Below are 20245 nucleotides of genomic sequence, written 5' to 3'. Positions count from 1 at the left end.
CGGCCCGATGCTGGCCGAGTTCGATTTTTTCTTTTTGCAGCGACTGTCTCAACGGCCATGACCTATACCAGTTCAACCGTGCGCGTGCCGGATGTTGCGGCAGTGCCGCGGCATATAGCGATCATCATGGATGGCAATGGCCGTTGGGCGACGCAGCGCCGCTTGCCGCGGGTCGCGGGGCATACGCGCGGGGTCGAGGCGGTGCGGACCGTCGTTGAAGCCTGCGCCCGCTGCGGTGTCGAGTATCTGACGCTCTTTGCCTTTAGCTCTGAAAACTGGCGTCGCCCGAACGACGAAGTCTCGTTTCTGATGCGTCTTTTTGTGACGGCGCTTGAGCGCGAAGTGGGCAAGCTGCACGCAAACGGAATTCGTCTGCGTGTGGTGGGCGATCTGGCGATGTTCGACAAGCGGATTCAGGACCTGATTAAACGCGCGGAGACCAAGACCGCGCGCAATACCCGTCTGACGCTGACTATCGCCGCGAATTACGGCGGCCGCTGGGACATCATGCAGGCGAGCCGCAAGCTGGCTGAGGAAGCCGTGCAGGCCGGCCATGCCGCTGAAATCAGCGAAGCCTCATTTACCCAGCATCTGGCGCTGGCTTATGCCCCCGAGCCGGATCTTTTCATCCGCACCGGGGGCGAGCAGCGCATCAGTAATTTCCTGCTGTGGCAAATGGCTTACACCGAACTTTATTTCACTGATATTTTCTGGCCGGATTTTGATGGCGCGGCATTAGGGCAGGCGATTGCTTCCTATGCCGAACGTGAACGCCGTTTTGGCCGCACCAGTGCCCAACTGGAACCTCAAGTGCAAAACGCCGACTCGCTGCCATGCTAAAAACCCGTGTCATCACGGCGCTTGTTTTGCTGGCCGTCTTTCTTCCCGTCACTTTCTACGCATCGGTTAACGCTTTTGCCGTGCTGATTGCACTGGTGGTGGTTTTTGCTGCGTGGGAATGGGCGCGTCTGCTGAAAACCGGTGCGCGCGCGTCGGTTGTGTACGCGTTGTGCGCCGCACTGGCGCTTGCCGTCAGTCTGCCGGTCTCCTCGCTGATGCCCGCATCGCAGCCGCTGTTTCGCGCGGCTGCGATTTTCTGGGTAGTCGCCGTCCCTTTTATCTTGTTGCGCAAGCCGACGCTGGCGCAGGGCTCGTGGCGGGTGTTTTTGCTGCTTGCGGGCCTGACTGTGCTGGTGGCCTGCTGGCACGCGCTGGTCATTGCGCGCGAAGCAGGCGTGCCGTTTGTTTTATCGCTGTTGCTGCTGGTGTGGCTGGCTGATATTGGTGCTTATTTTTCCGGTAAGGCGTTCGGGCGGCACAAGCTTGCGCCAGCAATCAGCCCGGGTAAAACCTGGGAAGGCGCGCTTGGCGGCTGGCTAGCCGTGCTTTGCATGGCGCTTGCTGCGAGCTTGACGCATGTATTTGAACCCACAATCTTCTCCACGCTGGCGCAGCTCGGTTGGGCGCGCATGCTGGCGGTCGTCACCTTGCTGGTGGTGTTTAGCGTGGTGGGCGATTTGTTTGAATCCGTTCTGAAGCGTCAGGCTGGTGTCAAAGATTCCAGTGGCTTGCTGCCTGGGCATGGCGGCGTGCTGGATCGTATTGATGCGCTGCTGCCCGTGCTGCCATTAGCGATGCTGCTGTTACCTGGCTAAAAAACATGCAAAAACGTCTGACACTGCTGGGTTCAACCGGCTCGATTGGCGAGAGCACGCTAGACGTTGTTGCGCGCCATCCTGAAAAATTTTCGGTTTATGCGCTGACCGCCCATCGCAACGGCGACAAACTGGTTCAGCAATGTTTGCGCTTCCGTCCCGAGGTTGCCGTGGTCGGAGATGCGGCAACGGCCTTGCAGGTTGCCGCGCAATTGCGCGAGGCCGGATGTACGACGGAAGTAGCGTATGGTCCGCAAGCGCTTGTCGAGGTTTCGCAAAGCGTTCACTGCGATACGGTGGTCGCGGCGATTGTCGGTGCGGCAGGCTTGGCACCGGGTCTCGCTGCTGCGCGCGCGGGCAAACGCATTTTGCTGGCAAACAAGGAAGCGCTGGTGATGTCCGGCGCAATCTTCATGGATGCGGTGCGCGATCATCAGGCCACCTTGCTCCCGGTGGATTCCGAACACAATGCGATTTTCCAGTGCCTGCCACGCGAGATGGAACTGCACGGGGGCGTGTCGAAGATTGTTCTGACGGCTTCAGGTGGCCCGTTTCGCAGCCGTGAGCCTGCTTCGCTCGCTGCAGTCACCCCTGACGAAGCCTGCAAGCATCCGAACTGGGTGATGGGCCGGAAAATCTCGGTCGATTCCGCAACGATGATGAACAAAGGTCTGGAAGTCATCGAGGCGCACTGGTTATTTGGCCTGCCCGGTGAGCGCATCGACGTGTTGATTCACCCACAGAGCGTGATTCACTCGCTGGTGTCGTATGTCGACGGCTCAGTGCTGGCCCAGCTTGGCAATCCCGATATGCGCACGCCGATTGCGCATGCGCTGGCGTATCCAGAGCGTATCGACTCTGGTGTCGCGCAACTGGATCTGGCACAGATTGCCGCGCTGTCTTTTGAGAAGCCCGATTACGCCCGTTTCCCGTGTCTCGCTTTGGCGATGCAGGCGCTTGCCGAAGGCGGGCTGGCAAGTGCGACGCTGAATGCGGCCAACGAGGTCGCAGTTGACGCTTTTTTGTCACGCAAAATTGGTTTTATGGCGATTGCCCAAGTGGTGGGTGCCGTGCTCAACGGCTTGCACAACCGGAACGCATTGGCGCTGGATGATGTGCTGGAGGCCGATGCTGCAGCACGCCGGGCCGCAACTGAATTTATCGCTCGTATCTCTACTGCTGATGCTTTGCATCTAGCCGGGACGCGGTGAGGTAGCGATGAATTTTCTGATTGAGTTGCTGGCCTTCGTGGTGGCCATTGGTGTGCTGGTGGTGGTGCATGAGTACGGCCATTACAGCGTGGCCCGTTTGTGCGGTGTCAAGGTGCTGCGTTTTTCGATTGGATTTGGCAAGCCGCTACTGCAATGGGTCAGTCCGAAAACAGGCACCGAATGGACTATCGCCGCATTGCCGCTGGGCGGCTACGTGAAGATGCTCGATGAGCGCGAGACGAGCACAGCGATTCCGGCAGATGAGCTAGCGCATGCGTTTAACCGGCAGTCTGTCTGGCGCCGGATGGCGATTGTTGCGGCAGGGCCGGCGGCCAATTTTCTGCTTGCTATCGTGCTTTTTGCCGCAGTGTTTGCCACGGGGGTGATGGAGCCCCGGGCCACCATTGCCACACCTGCGGCCAATACGCTGGCCGCCAAGGCCGGCTTTGACGGCGACGAAACCATCGTCGCGGTGCGTGGTCCGCACGACAGCGAAGCACAGCCTGTCCGCTCATGGTCCGATTTGCGCTGGAAGCTGCTTGGTGCCGCGTTTGACCGTCAGCGTCTGGTGCTAAGCGCGCGTGATGCGCAAGGCACATTTGATTTCCCGCTTGACTTGACCCAGGTGCAGGAAAAGCACGTTGACGACAATTTCATGTCGTATCTCGGTTTTGAACCAGGAGGCGGCACGCTTTCCGTGGCGGCCGTTCAGCCCGATAGCGCGGCCCAGAAAGCAGGCCTGCTAGCGGGCGACCGTCTGAAATCTGCCGATGGCAAGCGCACGGATAATGCGACGGCATTTATTGCTTATATCCAGTCGCACGCGGGCCAGCCTGTCGCGTTGCAGGTTGAGCGTGGCACGGACCAGGCGGCGGTGCAGGTCTCACTGGTGATTATTCCGGCGGCACAGCGCGATGCCGGGAGTGCCCAGGTAATCGGGCGGATTGGCGCTGAACTGGCGACCCAGGTGCCATCGGTGAAGGTTCACTACGGGCCATTCGAGAGCCTGCAACTGGGCGCGCAGCGTACCTGGGATCTATCGGTGTATTCGGTACGGATGTTTGGCCGGATGATTATCGGCGAGGCTTCGCTGAAAAACCTGTCTGGCCCCGTGACGATTGCCGATTACGCTGGCAAGAGCGCACGTCTTGGCTTATCGGCATTCCTGTCGTTTCTTGCGCTTGTCAGCATTAGTCTCGGTGTCCTCAACCTGTTGCCAATTCCGGTATTGGATGGCGGGCATCTGTTATATTATTTGGTTGAAGCTGTAACTGGCACTGCCATATCGGATCGCTGCCAGCTCGTTTTGCAAAGGGCCGGGCTTGTCTGCATTGTCGCGTTATCGGCAGTTGCACTGTTCAACGATCTGGCTCGTTTAATCCATTTCTAATGCGTCTGGCGCTACCACCGATGGTGTTCCGCCTGATTTGATGCAGCTATATACACTGGGGAAGCACGTTGTTTAGACCTCATCGCCTTGTTCCTAAAACAGTTATCGCTGCGGCAATCGCCGTTCATGGGTTGGCAGCGCACGCGACAGCGCCTTTTGTCGTGCAAGACATCCGGATCGAAGGTTTGCAGCGTGTCGAACCCGGAACCGTATTCGCTTATCTCCCGCTCAGGCAGGGTGAAACTTTCACCGACGACAAAGCATCTGAAGCCATTCGTGCGCTTTATGCCACGGGGTTCTTCAACGACGTGAAGATCGCAGCGGTTGGTAACGTCGTTGTCGTGCAGGTGCTGGAGCGTCCGGCCATTGGCACGATCGATTTTTCTGGCATTAAGGAATTCGACAAAGATAACCTGACCAAATCGTTGCGCGCGGTTGGGTTGTCGCAAGGCCGTTACTACGACAAGGCGCTCGTAGACAAGGCTGAGCAGGAGCTCAAGCGCCAGTATCTGACACGGGGCTTCTACGCAGCTGAGGTCACCACCACCATCACGCCAATCGACCGTAACCGGGTTTCGGTGTTATTCGCGGTGGTTGAAGGTCCAAGCGCGAAGATTCGCCAGATCAACTTTATCGGCAACAACGCAATTAGCACCGGGACGCTGCGCGATGAAATGCAGCTTTCTACGCCGAACTGGTTCTCCTGGTACACGAAAAATGATTTGTATGCGAAAGAAAAGCTCGCGGGCGATCTCGAGAATATTCGTTCGTACTATCTGAATCGTGGCTATCTCGAGTTCAGCATTGAATCTACCCAGGTGTCGATTACACCGGACAAGAAAGACATGTATCTGACGGTGACGCTGCATGAAGGCGAACCGTACAAGATTTCAGGCATCCAGTTGTCGGGCAATCTGCTCGATCGTGAAGCAGAGTTGAGCAAGCTGATCAAGATCAAACCAGGTGACCGTTTCTCCGCTGAAAAACTCCAGACGACGACCAAGGCGATTGTCGACAAGCTCGGCGAATACGGTTATGCATTTGCAACAGTCAATGCATTGCCGCAGATCAACCAGGAAAATCACACCGTCGATCTGACATTGCAGGTTGATCCAAGCCGCCGCGTCTACGTGCGCCGCATCAACGTGGTCGGCAATACGCGCACGCGTGACGAAGTTGTGCGCCGGGAAATGCGTCAGCTTGAAAGCTCATGGTTCGATTCAAACCGTCTTGCATTATCCAAAGACCGGATTAACCGTCTTGGTTACTTCACCGACGTGAATGTGACGACCTCGCCGGTCGAAGGCACGCCGGATCAGGTCGATGTCGATGTGAAAGTGGCCGAAAAACCCACCGGTGCCATTACGCTGGGCGCGGGCTTTTCGTCAACCGATAAAGTGGTGCTGTCCGCAGGGGTGTCGCAAGACAACGTGTTCGGCTCGGGCACCAGCCTCGCCGTCAATATCAACACGGCCAAGACATACCGCACGCTGACCGTGACCCAGGTCGATCCGTATTTCACGGTCGACGGGATCAAACGTATTACAGACGTTTATTACCGCACTTATCAGCCGCTTTATTACTCGACTAATTCGAGCTTCAAGATTGTGACGCTTGGTGGCGACCTGAAATTCGGCATTCCATTTTCAGAAGTCGATACGGTGTATTTCGGTGCCGGGCTGGAGCAAAATCAGCTTGATACAGATGCCAATACACCGCAGGCGTATCAGAACTACGTGAACAGCTACGGCCGTGTTTCCAACAACGTGCCGTTGACGGTCGGCTGGTCGCGCGATGCACGGGATAGCGCACTAGTGCCAAGCCGTGGCTATTTCACCCAGGCCAATGCCGAATACGGCACGCCGATTGGTGGCACCCAGTACTACAAGGCTGATGTCCAGGCGCAGTATTACTACTCGTTTGCACGTGGCTTCGTGTTGGGCTTTAACCTGCAGGGCGGCTATGGCCAGGGTATTGGCAACAAGCCATATCCAATCTTCAAGAATTATTACGCGGGCGGTATTGGTTCGGTCCGGGGCTACGAGCCAAGCTCGCTTGGACCACGCGATCTGGTTACCGGCGATCCGATTGGCGGATCAAAAATGCTCGTCGGCAATATCGAACTTACGTTCCCGCTGCCGGGCACGGGTTATGACCGGACCCTGCGGGTCTTCACCTTCCTCGATGCGGGTAACGTCTGGGGTGATGCAGCGCAAGGCGGCAATACAACGATCGGTGCGAATGGCTTGCGGTATGGCTACGGCGTCGGGCTTGCATGGATTTCACCAATTGGGCCACTTAAGCTGAGCTTGGGCTTCCCGCTGACGAAGCATACTGGCGACCAGTACCAGAAATTCCAGTTCCAGATTGGAACGGCGTTTTAACTGCCTGGCCGATCGCCTGGAACCCTTACAGTATCGAGAGGATCATCTTGTTAACCAGTTTGTTTTCGAATCGTATGACGTGCGCGCTGGCCATTGCTCTGACTTTGGTCACTGGCGTGGCGCAGGCGCAAGAAGCCAAAATCGCAGCGGTCAATTCAGACCGGATCTTGCGTGAGTCGACGGCGGCAAAAGCGGCCCAGACCAAGCTTGAAGCGGAGTTTGCCAAGCGCGACAAGAACTTGCAGGATATGGCGCAAAAGCTGAAGTCAATGTCGGACGCGCTCGACAAGAACGGTGCTTCGCTCGCTGCGGCTGACCGGGCGCAGAAACAGCGTGACCTGTCGCAGATGGATACTGATTTTCAGCGCAAGCAGCGTGAATTCCGCGAAGACCTGAACCAGCGCCGGAATGAAGAACTGGCTGCGGTGCTGGACCGGGCAAACAAAGTGATCAAGCAGATTGCCGAGCAGCAGCATTACGACTTGATCGTGCAAGAAGCGGTCTACGTGAGCCCGCGCATTGATATTACTGATCAGGTGCTGAAGGCGCTTGCTGCCGCATCCAACCCTAACTGAGCAGCAGGAGCCACAGACGCATGGCATTGACGCTTGAAGAGATTGTCACGCGCTTCGGCGGTGAAATAGCAGGGGATGGCTCCCGCCCCATTCGTGGCCTGGCGCCACTGGATCAGGCAGGGCCCGATCAAATCGCATTCATTGCGAATCCAAAATATTTACCCCAGGTTGATACCACCCGCGCGGGTGCTGTGCTGATCAGTGCGGCTGATCTGGCTGGGGTCTCTTCCCGGGCGTCGCGCAGTTTTATTGTTACGCCTAATCCTTACGCTTACTTTGCACGGCTCGCCCAGGCCTTTCTGGATCTGGCCGCGCCGCCCATGGTGCCGGGCGTTCATGCCAGCGCGACGGTTGATCCGACAGCTCAGATCGCAGCCAGCGCGCTGCTCGGACCTAATGTGACGGTAGAAGCCGGCGCAGTGATCGGTGAGCAGGTCCGGCTTGATGCCAATGTTTTTATTGGCCGGGGCAGCCGGGTTGGGGCGGGTTCTCACCTGTATCCGAACGTGAGCGTGTATCACGGTTGCACGCTGGGCGAGCGCGCGATTATTCATTCGGGGGCGGTGATTGGTTCAGACGGCTTTGGTTTTGCTCCCGACTTTACGGGCAACGGGGAAGATCGTACTGGCAACTGGGTCAAGATTCCGCAAGTTGGTGGCGTGGTGATCGGTCCAGATGTCGAAATCGGTGCCAATACGACGATTGATCGCGGTGCGATGGCCGATACGGTGATCGAAGCCTGCGTGAAGATTGATAACCTTGTCCAGATTGGCCATAACTGCCGGATTGGCGCTTATACCGTGATAGCGGGGTGCGCGGGTATCGCTGGCAGCACGACGCTTGGAAAGCACTGCATGATTGGCGGCGCAGTTGGCATTGCCGGTCACGTCAAGCTGGCTGACTACGTGATAGTCACCGCGAAATCAGGAGTTTCAAAGTCGTTGCTGAAGCCTGGCATTTACACCAGTGCTTTTCCGGCGGTCAATCATACGGACTGGAATAAAAGCGCGGCCTTAATGCGCAACCTGGACAAGCTGCGCGACCGTATCAAGGCGCTTGAAGCTGCGGCGCACGACGCTTCAACGGGTTCGAAGTTGTAACGCAGCGTTTAATCAGTTCATCATCAACACCCTGTGCGCCGCTGGTTTTCGGGCGGCGCATCATCGGTTCCACGTTTTTCCATTCACCTGAGCTAGCATCCGCAGCTATCACCGCGTCTTTCTGGCGTGAGCAGAAACACATGAGCACTGAAAAAATCAATCTCGACATTCATAAGATTCTGACGCTGTTGCCTCATCGCTATCCGATCTTGCTGGTAGATCGCGTGCTGGAGCTTGAGCCTCACAAAAGTATCAAGGCGCTGAAGAATGTGTCCGTGAATGAGCCTTACTTCACAGGGCATTTTCCTTCGCGTCCAGTCATGCCAGGCGTGCTGATTCTCGAAGCGCTGGCGCAAACCGCAGCGCTTCTGACGTTTTCAGAAGAGCCGCATGACCGGAATGACACGCTGTATCTGTTCGTTGGCATTGACAATGCGCGCTTCAAGCGGATTGTCGAGCCGGGCGATCAGCTGATCCTGAATGCGACGTTCGAGCGGCATAAGCGAGGAATCTGGAAATTCAGGGCGCACGCTGAAGTTGATGGCGTGGTCGCTGCTGAAGCCGATCTGATGTGCGCAGTGCGTCAACTGGATAGCGAGTAAGGTTGCGAATAACGCGTAGTTGAGTGCAAGCAAGTTAAACCGAAGCGGAAGTGAGGGCCCATGAGCAGGATTCATCCAACGGCAATTATCGAGCCAGGTGCGCAGCTCGATGACACGGTAGAGGTTGGGCCGTATGCAATCGTTGGCGCGCATGTGAAGGTGGGCGCGCGCACCACAATTGGTTCGCATAGCGTGATTGAGGGCTGCACAACGATTGGCGAAGACAACCGGGTTGGTCATTACGCTTCGGTGGGTGGCCGGCCGCAGGACATGAAGTACCGGGATGAGCCCACGCGTCTGGTGATTGGCCATCGCAATACCATCCGTGAATTCACGACGATTCATACAGGCACGGCGCAGGACATGGGTGTCACCACGCTTGGTGACGACAACTGGATCATGGCGTATGTGCATGTTGGCCACGACTGCCAGATCGGCAGCAACGTGATCCTGTCAAGCAATGCGCAGATGGCGGGCCATGTGACGATTGGTGATTATGCGATTGTTGGCGGTATGTCTGGCGTGCACCAGTTTGTGCGGATTGGTGCGCATTCGATGCTGGGCGGTGCTTCTGCACTGGTTCAGGACATGCCGCCGTTCGTGATTGCGGCGGGAAACAAAGCAGAGCCGCATGGCATCAATGTCGAGGGGTTGCGGCGCAGGGGCTTTTCGCCCGATGCGATCTCCGCGCTGCGTGCCGCTTATCGGTTGCTCTATAAAAGCAGCCTGTCGCTTGAAGAGGCCAAAGTACAGATCCGCGAACTCGCTTTAGCTGGTGGCGATGGCGATGTTCCTGTCACCACGCTGCTGACATTTATTGAAGCCTCGCAGCGCGGCATCATCCGCTAGCCCATGACACTCTCATCATCCAGTTCGTTACGACTTGCACTGGTCGCCGGGGAGCCCTCCGGTGACTTGCTCGCGGCTGCATTGCTCGATGGCCTGTCGGCCCGTCTGCCCGCAGCCACTCGCTATGACGGTATTGGTGGTCCTCGCATGGTGGCGAGCGGTTTTGATGCGCACTGGCCAATGGAGAAGCTGTCGGTGCGCGGCTATGTCGAAGCGCTGCGGCATATTCCTGGCATCTTGCGTATTCGCAACGAGCTTAAACGCCAGTTGCTGGCCGATCCTCCGGATGCGTTTATTGGTGTCGATGCACCAGATTTCAATTTCGGTCTTGAACACGCATTGCGCGATGCGGGCATCCCGACCATTCATTTTGTGTGTCCGTCGATCTGGGCATGGCGAGGCGGCCGGATCAAGAAGATTGTCAAAGCGGTGGATCACATGCTGTGCGTGTTTCCATTCGAGATCGCGCTGCTTGAGCGGGCGGGGGTTGCCTCGACCTATGTGGGTCACCCGTTGGCGGATGAAATTCCATTCGAACCCGATATGCTGGGTGCCCGCCGCGAATTGGGGTTGCCTGAAAGCGGCCCGGTGATCGCGGTGTTGCCGGGCAGCCGCCGCTCGGAAATCAATCTGATCGGCCCCACGTTTTTTGCGGCGATGGTGTTAATGCAGCAACGCGAGCCGGGCGTGCGCTTCGTCATGCCTGCCGCGACAGCCGCATTGCGCGAATTGCTGCAGCCGCTGGTTGATGCTCACCCGCAACTGGCATTGACCCTGACCGATGGGCAGGCGCAGGTTGCGATGACAGCGGCCGATGCCATTCTGGTCAAGAGTGGCACTGTCACGCTCGAAGCGGCCTTGCTGAAAAAACCGATGGTGATCTCGTATAAGGTGCCTTGGTTGACTGGGCAAATCATGCAGCGCCAGGGTTATTTGCCGTATGTCGGTTTGCCGAATATTCTGGCTGGCCGGTTTGTCGTGCCTGAAATCCTGCAGCATTTCGCTACGCCTGAAGCGCTGGCGGATGCAACGCTCAAGCAACTGCACGATGAAGCCAATCGCCGCACGCTGCACGAAATCTTCACTCAAATGCATCACACGCTTAAGCAGAACACCGCCGAGCGTGCCGCTGACGCGGTGGTGAAGGTGCTTGACGCGCGCAAGCACCATTCATGATGGCGTCTCGTTCTTCGCGCAAATCTGCCGCAACGGGGTTGGCGGGCTCGCTGAGTTTGAGCTTCGGCGCGCCCGGTGCAATTATCTGCGGCGTCGATGAAGCCGGCCGCGGCCCGCTCGCGGGCCCGGTGGTTACGGCGGCCGTGATTCTCGATCCGGCCCGCCCGATTGCCGGTCTCGATGATTCGAAAGCGCTCAGCGCGAAAAAGCGCGAAATGCTCTACGAACACATCATCGAGCGTTCACTCGCTTATTGCGTGGCTTTAGCGTCGGTTGAAGAAATCGACACGCTGAATATCCTGCACGCCACCATGCTGGCGATGAAACGTGCCGTTGAAGGCTTATCACTGACGCCGACGCTGGCACTAATCGACGGCAATCGCTGCCCGCTTTTGAGTGTGCGAGCTGAAGCGGTGGTGGGGGGCGATGCGCTGGTGCCGTGTATTTCTGCCGCGTCGATTCTCGCCAAGGTGACACGCGACCGGTTGCTACTCGAGTTGCACCAGCAGTTCCCGCTCTACGGCTTTGATGCTCATGCGGGTTACGGCACCGCGCGGCATATGGCGGCTTTGCGCGAGCATGGGCCGTGTGAGCACCATCGGCGCTCATTTGCTCCGGTACGCGAAGCTTACGCACAACGCGATTTGCGCGCGGCACACCGGCTCGCCTCGCTTCCCGGCCACGTATCTGACGAAGCCTGAATACGCTGCGGTGCACGCAGGATGCTCAATACCAGAGCGTCCGTTTTTTTTCTCGCCTGATTACTCCGGTTCCGGTTCCTGTGAAAGCCATCACCTCGCGGGATAACCCGCTCTATAAACGATTGAAACTGCTGGCTGGTTCAGCGCACGAGCAGCGCCGCAACGCACATGCGCTGCTAGAAGGGCTCCATCTGGCCAAGGCCTGGCTCGACACGGCGGGACAACCGGAAACCTGCATCATCACCGAAGACGCATTGCGCCACGACGAAGCGCGGGCCATCGTCGCGCGCATTGACGCGCACCGGATCGTGACCTTGCCAGAGGCGTTATTTACCTCGCTTTCGAATGTGGTGCATGGCATCGGGATGGTGCTGGAGATCAGCAAGCCAGTTGCACCATGGCCGCAGCAGGTGAGTCAAACCTGTGTGGTTCTGGATGGGGTGCAGGACGCGGGCAACGTGGGTTCAATTTTGCGGAGCGCAGCAGCGGCTGGCATTGGGCAGGTCTTTTGTGCACCGGGGACCGCAGGTGCCTGGTCATCCAAAGTATTGCGCTCAGCGATGGGTGCGCATTTTCTGCTGACTATTCATGAGGATTTCGCCTCAGCCGCGTTGATTGAACGTTTGGCGCTGCCGGTGGTGATTACCGATTCGCATGGCGCACAGGCACTGTACGACTGTGATTTGTCGGTGCCATGCGCGTGGATCTTCGGTAATGAAGGTGCTGGCGTATCGGGTGTCTGGCGGGAGGCGGTCACGCATCGCGTGACCATTCCGCAGCCGGGTGGCATGGAGTCGCTCAATGTGGCTGCCGCCGCCGCCGTGTGTTTTTTTGAGCAATGCCGCCAGCAGCGCACTAGCTGAGCCATCTGCTCAGGGGCAGAGCTGGCTCAGTTGCAGTTGATCCTTGATCCTTGGGGCTTGAGCCTAGCTTGCAGGGCGCTCCAGCTTGATCTCCTGCAGGATCGTCGTAGCGATTTCTTCAATCGACTTATGCGTCGATGACAGCCAGTTGACCCCCTCGCGCCGCATCATCGCTTCCGCTTCGTTAATCTCATAACGGCAGTTTTCCAGCGCGGCATATTTGCTGCCCGGACGCCTTTCATTGCGAATCTCCGAGAGCCGTTGCGGATCAATCGACAGTCCGAACATTTTTTGCCGATGCGCAATCAGTGGCGTGGGCAGCTTGCCGCGTTCGAAGTCTTCAGGAATCAGGGGATAGTTGGCGGCTTTTACGCCGTACTGCATGGCGAGGTACAGGCTGGTTGGCGTTTTTCCGCTGCGCGACACGCCGACCAGAATCACATCGGCATCGGCCAGATTACGGTTCGACTGGCCGTCGTCATGCGCCAGCGAAAAATTGATCGCTTCAATGCGGCTTTTGTATTCGTCCGTGTCCGCATTCTGATGCCCGCGGCCTATCGCATGGCTCGATTTGAGTTCCAGCTCTTGTTCGAGCGGCTCGACGAAGGTTTGGAACATATCCAGCACCAGCGCATTTGAGCCTTTGACGATCTGGTTCGACGCACTGTTGACCAGTGTGGTGAACACGATAGGGCGGCGGCCTTCGAGCTGGCCCGCCTCATTGACCTTTTCGAGCGCCGCGTAGGCTTTTTCTGTCGAATCGACAAACGGCATGCGCACGAGGCGGAATTTCTGGTCGAACTGGGAAAGAATCGAATGCGCGAAGGTTTCGGCAGTGATTCCGGTTCCGTCGGAGACGATGAATACGGTGGGCGGCATCAGCGGGAAGAGAAAGGGGTTTGAGGCGTAATTCTTGTCTGACTGCCACATTTGCAGATGGCAGCACGGTAGAATAGCGGCAACCTGTTGGATAAGCAATTGTGCTGGTTTTTTATTGCCAATATTGCCCGTTAAGCGCAGTTTATTGCGGATTTTCCAATAATTATTGGTGAATTAGCCGATTTTTAATTCTCCGGATTATTCGTCAGGAGGCAAATCGCGGGGCGTATCCAGGACGATTGTTTCTCCAACAGGTTGTGCAAGACACGGTCGCGTGTTCGGCGTATTCCGTGTTCAAGCCCACTTGCACAGCCGCGTATTTTTTCTCACTTAGGGGCTTGTATGACTCAATCAATCAACCTTGCAAAGGATCAGGCGTATGTAGTGCCGTTTGAACAGCTGCGCATGACTGACGTCGAGATTGTCGGCGGCAAGAATGCTTCGCTGGGCGAAATGATTAGCCAACTGGCTGAAGCCGGGGTTCGGGTGCCGACCGGTTTCGCTACCACCGCGCTGGCGTTCCGCGATTTTCTCGCACACAACACGCTGGCTGAGCGCATTGCAAAGCGGCTCGAAACACTCGATATCGACGACGTCAAGGCGCTGGCTGAAGCAGGCAAGCAGATTCGGGAGTGGATCATCGACGCGCCGCTGCAACCGCGTCTTGAAGCCGAGATCCGCGCGGGCTTCGAAGTGCTGCAGAAGAGTTCGCCCGAAGAGTTATCGTTTGCGGTGCGCTCGTCTGCGACAGCCGAAGATCTGCCCGATGCATCGTTTGCTGGGCAGCAGGAAAGTTACCTGAATGTGGTGGGCATTGATGACGTGCTAGACCGGATGAAGCACGTGTTTGCTTCGCTCTATAACGATCGCGCAATTTCATACCGGGTTCACAAGGGTTTCACCCACGCGGAGGTCGCACTGTCGGCTGGCGTGCAGCGCATGGTGCGCTCGGACGTGGGCGCGGCGGGGGTGATGTTCACGCTGGATACCGAGTCAGGTTTTCGTGACGCGGTGTTTATTACTTCGAGCTATGGCCTTGGCGAAACCGTCGTGCAGGGTGCGGTCAATCCTGACGAGTTCTACGTCTTCAAGACCACACTGGCACAAGGCAAATACCCGATTATTCGCCGCTCAATCGGCTCCAAGCTGATTCGCATGGAGTTCACTAATCCGGGCGAGCCGGGCCGGGTGAAAACCGTCGATGTGCCGCACGAGCAGCGCAACCGTTTTTCAATCACGGACGAAGACGTGATTGAACTGGCGAAGTACGCGGTCATCATCGAGCGCCATTACCAGCGGCCGATGGATATCGAATGGGGCAAGGATGGCCGTGATGGCAAAATTTTCATCTTGCAGGCGCGTCCCGAAACCGTAAAAAGCCAGGCGACCGGCAAGGCCGAACAGCGTTTCAAGCTCAAAGGGCAGTCGCAGGTCATTGCCACCGGTCGTGCAATTGGGCAAAAAATCGGTGCGGGCCCGGTGCGTGTGATTCACGATCCGTCTGAGATGGACCGGGTCCAGCCTGGCGACGTGCTGGTAGCCGACATGACCGATCCGAACTGGGAGCCGGTGATGAAGCGCGCAGCCGCCATCGTGACCAATCGTGGCGGCCGCACATGCCACGCAGCAATCATCGCGCGCGAACTTGGGGTGCCTGCCGTGGTGGGATGTGGCGACGCGACTGATTTGCTGAAAGACGGCGCGTTAGTCACGGTTTCATGTGCCGAGGGCGACGAAGGCAAGATTTACGACGGCCTGCTCGAAACCGAAGTGACCGACGTACAGCGCGGTGAGTTGCCGCCGATCCCGGTCAAGATCATGATGAACGTGGGCAATCCGCAACTGGCGTTCGATTTTTCGCAATTGCCGAATGGCGGAGTCGGGCTGGCACGGCTCGAATTCATCATCAACAACAATATCGGGGTGCATCCGCGCGCGATTCTTGAGTATCCGAACATTGCTCAAGATCTGAAGAAAGCGGTCGAAAGCGTTGCCCGGGGCCATGCTTCGCCGCGCGCGTTTTATGTCGACAAGCTGACCGAAGGCATTGCCACGATTGCAGCCGCGTTTTATCCGAAGCCAGTGATCGTGCGCCTGTCGGATTTCAAGTCGAACGAGTACAAAAAGCTGATTGGCGGCTCACGCTATGAGCCGGACGAAGAAAATCCGATGCTCGGTTTCCGTGGCGCGTCCCGCTATATTTCCGAAGATTTCGCCCAGGCGTTTGAGATGGAATGCATTGCGCTTAAGCGCGTGCGTGAAGAGATGGGGCTGGATAACGTTGAAATCATGGTGCCGTTCGTGCGGACCTTGAAGCAGGCCGAGCGTGTGGTTGGCTTGCTGGCCAAATATGGTCTGAAACGTGGCGAAAACGGACTGCGTCTCATCATGATGTGCGAGGTGCCATCGAATGCGATTTTGGCCGAAGAGTTTCTGCAGTATTTCGACGGCTTCTCGATTGGTTCGAACGATCTGACCCAGCTCACCTTGGGTCTGGACCGCGACTCTGGTATGGAGTTGCTCGCGGTCGATTTCGATGAGCGTGACCCAGCGGTCAAATTCCTGCTGCAACGTGCAATCTCCACCTGCTTGCGTTTAAACAAGTACGTGGGAATTTGCGGGCAGGGCCCGTCGGATCATCCGGATTTCGCGCAATGGTTAACGCAGGAAGGGATCGCATCGATTTCGCTGAATCCCGATACCATCATCGATACATGGCAGGCGCTGGCCAATTCAGGGGCGAAATAATCTGTGCCTGAATGGCGCTTGATGCGTTCGCACATGCTTGGCTGATAAAGAAAGTACGTCAGGTTCGTGCTATAACACCCCGGTATATCCGGGGTGTTTTTTTATGGAGGCTGCTGTGACGCCTGGTGGATTGTTCTGGTGGATCGGTGCGGGCATGCTTATCGTGCTGGAGTTGCTTAGCGGTACGTTGTACCTGTTGATGATAGCGCTGGGCTTTATCGCAGCTGCATTCGCGCAATGGGCGGGAGTATCGACAGCCTGGCAGTTTGCGCTGGCGGGCTTGTTTACGCTGGTGGCTGTGCCGTTGCTGCGGTACTCAAAATACGGTCGTAAATCGGCTAGAGAGGCCGGGGGCAATCCAGATCTGAATCTCGATATCGGGCAAATTCTAAGTATCCCTGAATGGCATGGGCGGCGCGCGCGGGCGAATTATCGTGGCGCGGCATGGGATGTTGAGCTCGCGGCAGGCGAGCCTGAGGATGCACACCTGTATGCGATTGCCGCATTGCGCGGTAGCTGCCTGATTGTGGTGGCACACCGTTTGGCAAATGACGAGCATCAACCTGTTTAAACCAGAAAGGAGAGCGAAGAATGGATTGGAATAGCGTAATTACTGCGGTGCTTGGCGTCGTTATTGTGGTGGGCGTGGCGCAAAGCGTCAAAATTGTGCCGCAGCAACATGCGTGGGTGCTTGAGCGATTTGGGCGTTATAGACGAACACTTGCGCCTGGTCTGAGTTTCGTGGTTCCGTTTATGGACCGGGTGGCCTACAAGCACATGCTGAAGGAAATTCCGCTTGAGGTGCCAAGCCAGGTGTGTATCACCCGGGACAACACGCAGTTGCAAGTGGACGGCGTGCTGTACTTTCAGGTGACCGATCCAATGAAGGCCTCGTATGGTTCAAGCAATTTCGTCTTCGCTATTACGCAGCTGTCGCAAACCACCTTGCGTTCGGTGATTGGCAAGCTTGAGCTCGACAAGACTTTTGAGGAGCGCGATTTCATTAACCACAGCATTGTGTCCTCGCTTGATGAGGCTGCATTGAACTGGGGGGTGAAGGTCTTGCGTTACGAGATCAAGGATTTGACGCCGCCAAAAGAAATTCTGCATGCAATGCAGGCACAGATTACGGCCGAGCGTGAAAAACGTGCGTTGATCGCAGCCTCGGAAGGGCGCAAGCAAGAGCAAATCAATATTGCTTCGGGTGGCCGTGAAGCGGCGATTCAGAAGTCGGAAGGCGAGCGCCAGGCAGCGATTAATCAGGCACAGGGCCAGGCTTCTGCGATTTTGGCCGTGGCAGATGCGAACTCGCAGGCCATCCAGAAAATTGCCGCCGCGATTCAGTCAACCGGGGGCATGGATGCGGTGAACCTGAAGGTGGCTGAACAATATGTGAATGCGTTTGGCAATTTGGCGAAGCAGGGCACGACGCTGATCGTGCCGGGCAATCTGGCTGATATGAGCACGATGATTGCCTCAGCCTTGACGATTGTGAACAAGAACAAGGCAGCAGAGGTGCGCTGACAACGCGCCTGGATGAGTTGGCGCAGCTGGCATTGTCATCGTGACCTGCCTTCTTGCCCTTGGATGAAAAAATGGCCCGCAGTTCAGATTGAATGAACTGCGGGCCGTTTTATTACTGAATGTATTGCTGAGGTTGTTACGGAATTTGTTACCGGCGCTCACGCTAGCTTGCGCATCAGGCGGGCTTTTTCACGATCCCAGTCCCGATTTTTCTCGGTTTCACGTTTGTCGTGCATTTTTTTGCCCTTGGCTAGACCAATTTCACATTTGACGCGGCCGCCTTTGTAATGAAAATTGAGCGGCACGATGGTGTAGCCACTACGCTCGACTTTGCCAATCAGTTTGTTGATTTCAGCGGCATGCAGCAGCAGTTTGCGTGTTCGGACCGGGTCGGGGTGAATGTGGGTCGATGCTTCTGCCAGTGGGCTGATGTGCGCGCCGATCAGGAACAGCTCACCGTCTCGGATCACCACGTAGCCTTCCTTGATCTGGCCGCGCCCGGCGCGTAGCGCCTTGACCTCCCACCCTTCGAGCACGAGCCCCGCTTCGTAGCGATCTTCGATGAAGTAATCGAAGAAGGCTTTTCTGTTATTGATGATGCTCATGAATGGAAAGTGCCTAACTCGTTTAAAATCGCGATTTTAGCAAAGCGGGGCCAATAAAGCCCGTGATGCTTGTCCACTCTTGCCGCGTGCCTGTCCAATTTATGGCGGATGTCCAGAAAACCGTACTGATTCGCCATTCGGCGGAACAAATGTTCGACCTCGTTACCGATGTCGCTGATTACCCCAATTTCCTGCCCTGGTGCGGTGGCGTCGACATTCGCCGCCAGGACGAAACCGGCATGGAAGCCAGGATTGATATCAATTTCAAGGGCATTCGGCAGCATTTCGCTACGCGCAACACGCAACGGCGTCCCACCCAGATAGATATGGAATTTGCGGATGGGCCGTTTCGCAAATTCACAGGCTACTGGCGGTTTACACCGCTGCGCGAGGACGCTTGCAAAATCGAATTTGCGTTGCATTACGAATTTGCCAACATCATTCTCGAAAAGCTTATCGGACCTGTTTTTAGTCATATTGCCAATACGTTTGTCGAGTCGTTCGTCAAGCGCGCTGACCAGCGTTACGGCACATCATGAGTGAGATGCTTTCCGTCGAAGTCTGCTATGCGTTGCCCGACCAGCAAACGCGGATCATGGTTACGCTGCCGCGCGGTGCGACGTTGCAACAGGCGTTGGTGCGCAGCGCCATCCTTCAGCGTCATCCAGAGATTGACCTCGAGCGGCAAAAAGTAGGGGTGTTTGGCAAGCTGAAGCCACTCGACACGCTGCTGGCCGATCACGACCGGGTGGAAATTTACCGGCCGCTGACTGCCGATCCAAAAACAGCACGGGCCCGGCGCGTCAATAAAAGCCGGAAGGCAGGCTCGACGGAAGGTCATCGGTGGCGGCCGCGAGATCCGAGCCAGGAAGGAGGCGGGGGCTAGCCACACCGGGTGTCTGGTCGTCGTGGTTCATGTCATCCCGCCATGCCACGCTGCACGCGATACCCCCGGCGCGTTTTAATGTGCCGGCGTGGGCAGGCTGTCCTGAGTGCCAGGGCGCTCAGCATCACGGCCCGCATGCTGACGCACCGACCAGCTCACGCCGCCCATCAACAGCACGATCGCCGCGATTTCAAGTGGCCGCGGCATCCGGTGGTCATACATAAAGCCATACAGCAGCGCGAATAAGGTTTCGAAGACGATGAGCTGACCGGAAAGTGTCAGCGGCAGGCGTTTTGACGCGGCGTTCCAAAGCCCATTGCCAAGCCATGACGCGCCAACGGCGAGCACCAGATTCATGAGCCAGAATGCTTGCCAGCGTTCGCTCGATAGCGTTGTCTGGACTATCCCTGCGGGCAGCAGCGCAATGCCGAGCCACAGCAGCACGCCCAGCGCGCCAGTTACCACGCCCCACAACACCGACCATTCGTTGCCATTGAAATGCACGTGACGCTGCAGATAGCGGCTGTTGGCAACCGCGAACCACGACCAGCAGCCCAGGGCCCCAGTCGCGCACGCGATGCCGCCAAGCCAGGTAGCGACGCTAATGGTGCGATGGCTACCGACCGGCAGCACATCAATATTGATGCAGACGATGCCAGCCACCACCATGGACAGCGGCAATGCGAGGCGGCGCAATGGCACTGCATGTGCGTCACGGCGGCCTAGCAGGGTGACCGTGACCGGCAGCACACCGATAATCAGCGAGGTTGGCGCGACGCCAATCAGCTGCACTGCCCCCGTCAACAAGATGTAATAGAGCAGATTGCCGGTTAGCGCGAGCACCACGAGCGCCCGCAGATCCTGGCGAGTCAGGCGTGCTAGCAATGAGCGGGCAAACGGTAGCGCGACTGCCAGCGAGACCGCGCCATACATGACGTAACGCCCCGCGCTCAGCAGGAGCGGTGAAATATCAGATAACACATGAGGCACCAGAAACACCATGCCCCATAACGCACCGGCCAGCATGCCGTAGACCACACCACGTTGCATTCCAGACTCCACAGCAAGAAAACTCAATGACGCACGATAGCGGGCTG

At 57.2% G+C, this 20245-nt stretch carries 20 protein-coding genes; 17 read left to right on the top strand and 3 right to left on the bottom strand.

Annotation, left to right across the window (positions count from 1 at the left end):
* Positions 1-57: 57 nt before the first annotated feature.
* The 12 genes from uppS (at position 58) to GH656_RS08615 (ending at position 12506) form a co-directional block, all read left to right on the top strand.
* Positions 58-840, top strand: coding sequence for an undecaprenyl pyrophosphate synthase (uppS, locus tag GH656_RS08670; protein WP_153075506.1), 783 nt, complete (start codon positions 58-60; stop codon positions 838-840).
* A complete protein-coding gene (locus GH656_RS08665; RefSeq protein WP_153075505.1) occupies positions 834-1655 on the top strand; it encodes a phosphatidate cytidylyltransferase in 822 nt (273 codons plus the stop codon). Before uppS ends, GH656_RS08665 begins: the two co-directional genes overlap by 7 nt.
* A gap of 5 nt (positions 1656-1660) precedes the next feature.
* Positions 1661-2866: a 1-deoxy-D-xylulose-5-phosphate reductoisomerase gene (locus tag GH656_RS08660; RefSeq protein WP_153075504.1), complete on the top strand. Its 1206-nt coding sequence runs from the start codon at positions 1661-1663 to the stop codon at positions 2864-2866.
* Between the two features lie 7 nt (positions 2867-2873).
* Entirely contained in the window at positions 2874-4256 is a 1383-nt protein-coding gene (gene rseP / locus GH656_RS08655) for an RIP metalloprotease RseP (protein WP_153075503.1), read from the top strand.
* A 68-nt stretch (positions 4257-4324) separates the two neighbouring features.
* A complete protein-coding gene (gene bamA, locus GH656_RS08650) occupies positions 4325-6640 on the top strand; it encodes an outer membrane protein assembly factor BamA (protein WP_153075502.1) in 2316 nt (771 codons plus the stop codon).
* Positions 6641-6687: 47 nt separating this feature from the next.
* The gene (locus GH656_RS08645) at positions 6688-7215 is read left to right on the top strand and encodes an OmpH/Skp family outer membrane protein (protein WP_153075501.1); all 528 of its coding nucleotides are present in this window, start codon (positions 6688-6690) and stop codon (positions 7213-7215) included.
* A 20-nt stretch (positions 7216-7235) separates the two neighbouring features.
* Complete coding sequence (gene lpxD, locus GH656_RS08640) at positions 7236-8315, top strand: UDP-3-O-(3-hydroxymyristoyl)glucosamine N-acyltransferase (protein WP_153075500.1); 1080 nt, start codon at positions 7236-7238, stop codon at positions 8313-8315.
* A gap of 140 nt (positions 8316-8455) precedes the next feature.
* Complete coding sequence (fabZ, locus tag GH656_RS08635) at positions 8456-8917, top strand: 3-hydroxyacyl-ACP dehydratase FabZ (RefSeq protein WP_153075499.1); 462 nt, start codon at positions 8456-8458, stop codon at positions 8915-8917.
* Between the two features lie 60 nt (positions 8918-8977).
* Positions 8978-9766 carry an acyl-ACP--UDP-N-acetylglucosamine O-acyltransferase gene (lpxA, locus tag GH656_RS08630; protein ID WP_153075498.1) on the top strand — a complete coding sequence of 263 codons (789 nt, stop codon included), beginning with the start codon at positions 8978-8980 and terminating at the stop codon, positions 9764-9766.
* Between the two features lie 3 nt (positions 9767-9769).
* Entirely contained in the window at positions 9770-10942 is a 1173-nt protein-coding gene (gene lpxB, locus GH656_RS08625; RefSeq protein ID WP_153075497.1) for a lipid-A-disaccharide synthase, read from the top strand.
* A complete protein-coding gene (gene rnhB, locus GH656_RS08620) occupies positions 10939-11643 on the top strand; it encodes a ribonuclease HII (RefSeq protein ID WP_174769720.1) in 705 nt (234 codons plus the stop codon). Before lpxB ends, rnhB begins: the two co-directional genes overlap by 4 nt.
* 80 nt (positions 11644-11723) lie before the next feature.
* On the top strand, positions 11724-12506 hold the full coding sequence (locus GH656_RS08615; RefSeq protein ID WP_153075496.1) for a TrmH family RNA methyltransferase: 783 nt from the start codon (positions 11724-11726) through the stop codon (positions 12504-12506).
* Positions 12507-12569: 63 nt separating this feature from the next.
* Here GH656_RS08615 and ppsR read toward each other — a convergent pair whose 3' ends face one another.
* Positions 12570-13385 (bottom strand): posphoenolpyruvate synthetase regulatory kinase/phosphorylase PpsR, encoded by an 816-nt coding sequence (gene ppsR / locus GH656_RS08610; protein WP_153076611.1) that lies wholly within the window; start codon positions 13383-13385, stop codon positions 12570-12572.
* Positions 13386-13727: 342 nt separating this feature from the next.
* Between ppsR and ppsA the strand changes: the two genes are divergently transcribed.
* The 3 genes from ppsA (at position 13728) to GH656_RS08595 (ending at position 17657) form a co-directional block, all read left to right on the top strand.
* Entirely contained in the window at positions 13728-16133 is a 2406-nt protein-coding gene (gene ppsA / locus GH656_RS08605) for a phosphoenolpyruvate synthase (protein ID WP_153075495.1), read from the top strand.
* 115 nt (positions 16134-16248) lie between these two features.
* A complete protein-coding gene (locus GH656_RS08600) occupies positions 16249-16704 on the top strand; it encodes an NfeD family protein (RefSeq protein WP_153075494.1) in 456 nt (151 codons plus the stop codon).
* Between the two features lie 20 nt (positions 16705-16724).
* The gene (locus GH656_RS08595; RefSeq protein WP_153075493.1) at positions 16725-17657 is read left to right on the top strand and encodes an SPFH domain-containing protein; all 933 of its coding nucleotides are present in this window, start codon (positions 16725-16727) and stop codon (positions 17655-17657) included.
* Between the two features lie 158 nt (positions 17658-17815).
* Here GH656_RS08595 and smpB read toward each other — a convergent pair whose 3' ends face one another.
* Entirely contained in the window at positions 17816-18262 is a 447-nt protein-coding gene (gene smpB, locus GH656_RS08590) for an SsrA-binding protein SmpB (RefSeq protein ID WP_153075492.1), read from the bottom strand.
* A gap of 101 nt (positions 18263-18363) precedes the next feature.
* Between smpB and GH656_RS08585 the strand changes: the two genes are divergently transcribed.
* The gene (locus GH656_RS08585; RefSeq protein WP_153075491.1) at positions 18364-18801 is read left to right on the top strand and encodes a type II toxin-antitoxin system RatA family toxin; all 438 of its coding nucleotides are present in this window, start codon (positions 18364-18366) and stop codon (positions 18799-18801) included.
* Positions 18798-19148 (top strand): RnfH family protein, encoded by a 351-nt coding sequence (locus tag GH656_RS08580; protein ID WP_153075490.1) that lies wholly within the window; start codon positions 18798-18800, stop codon positions 19146-19148. Before GH656_RS08585 ends, GH656_RS08580 begins: the two co-directional genes overlap by 4 nt.
* A gap of 75 nt (positions 19149-19223) precedes the next feature.
* Here GH656_RS08580 and GH656_RS08575 read toward each other — a convergent pair whose 3' ends face one another.
* Positions 19224-20198: a DMT family transporter gene (locus GH656_RS08575; protein WP_153075489.1), complete on the bottom strand. Its 975-nt coding sequence runs from the start codon at positions 20196-20198 to the stop codon at positions 19224-19226.
* Positions 20199-20245 lie beyond the last annotated feature (47 nt).

It is taken from the genome of Paraburkholderia bonniea, assembly GCF_009455625.1.
GTDB lineage: Bacteria > Pseudomonadota > Gammaproteobacteria > Burkholderiales > Burkholderiaceae > Paraburkholderia > Paraburkholderia bonniea.
Note: the sequence above shows the minus strand (reverse complement) of the source record. Positions and strands in the feature narration are given on the sequence as shown.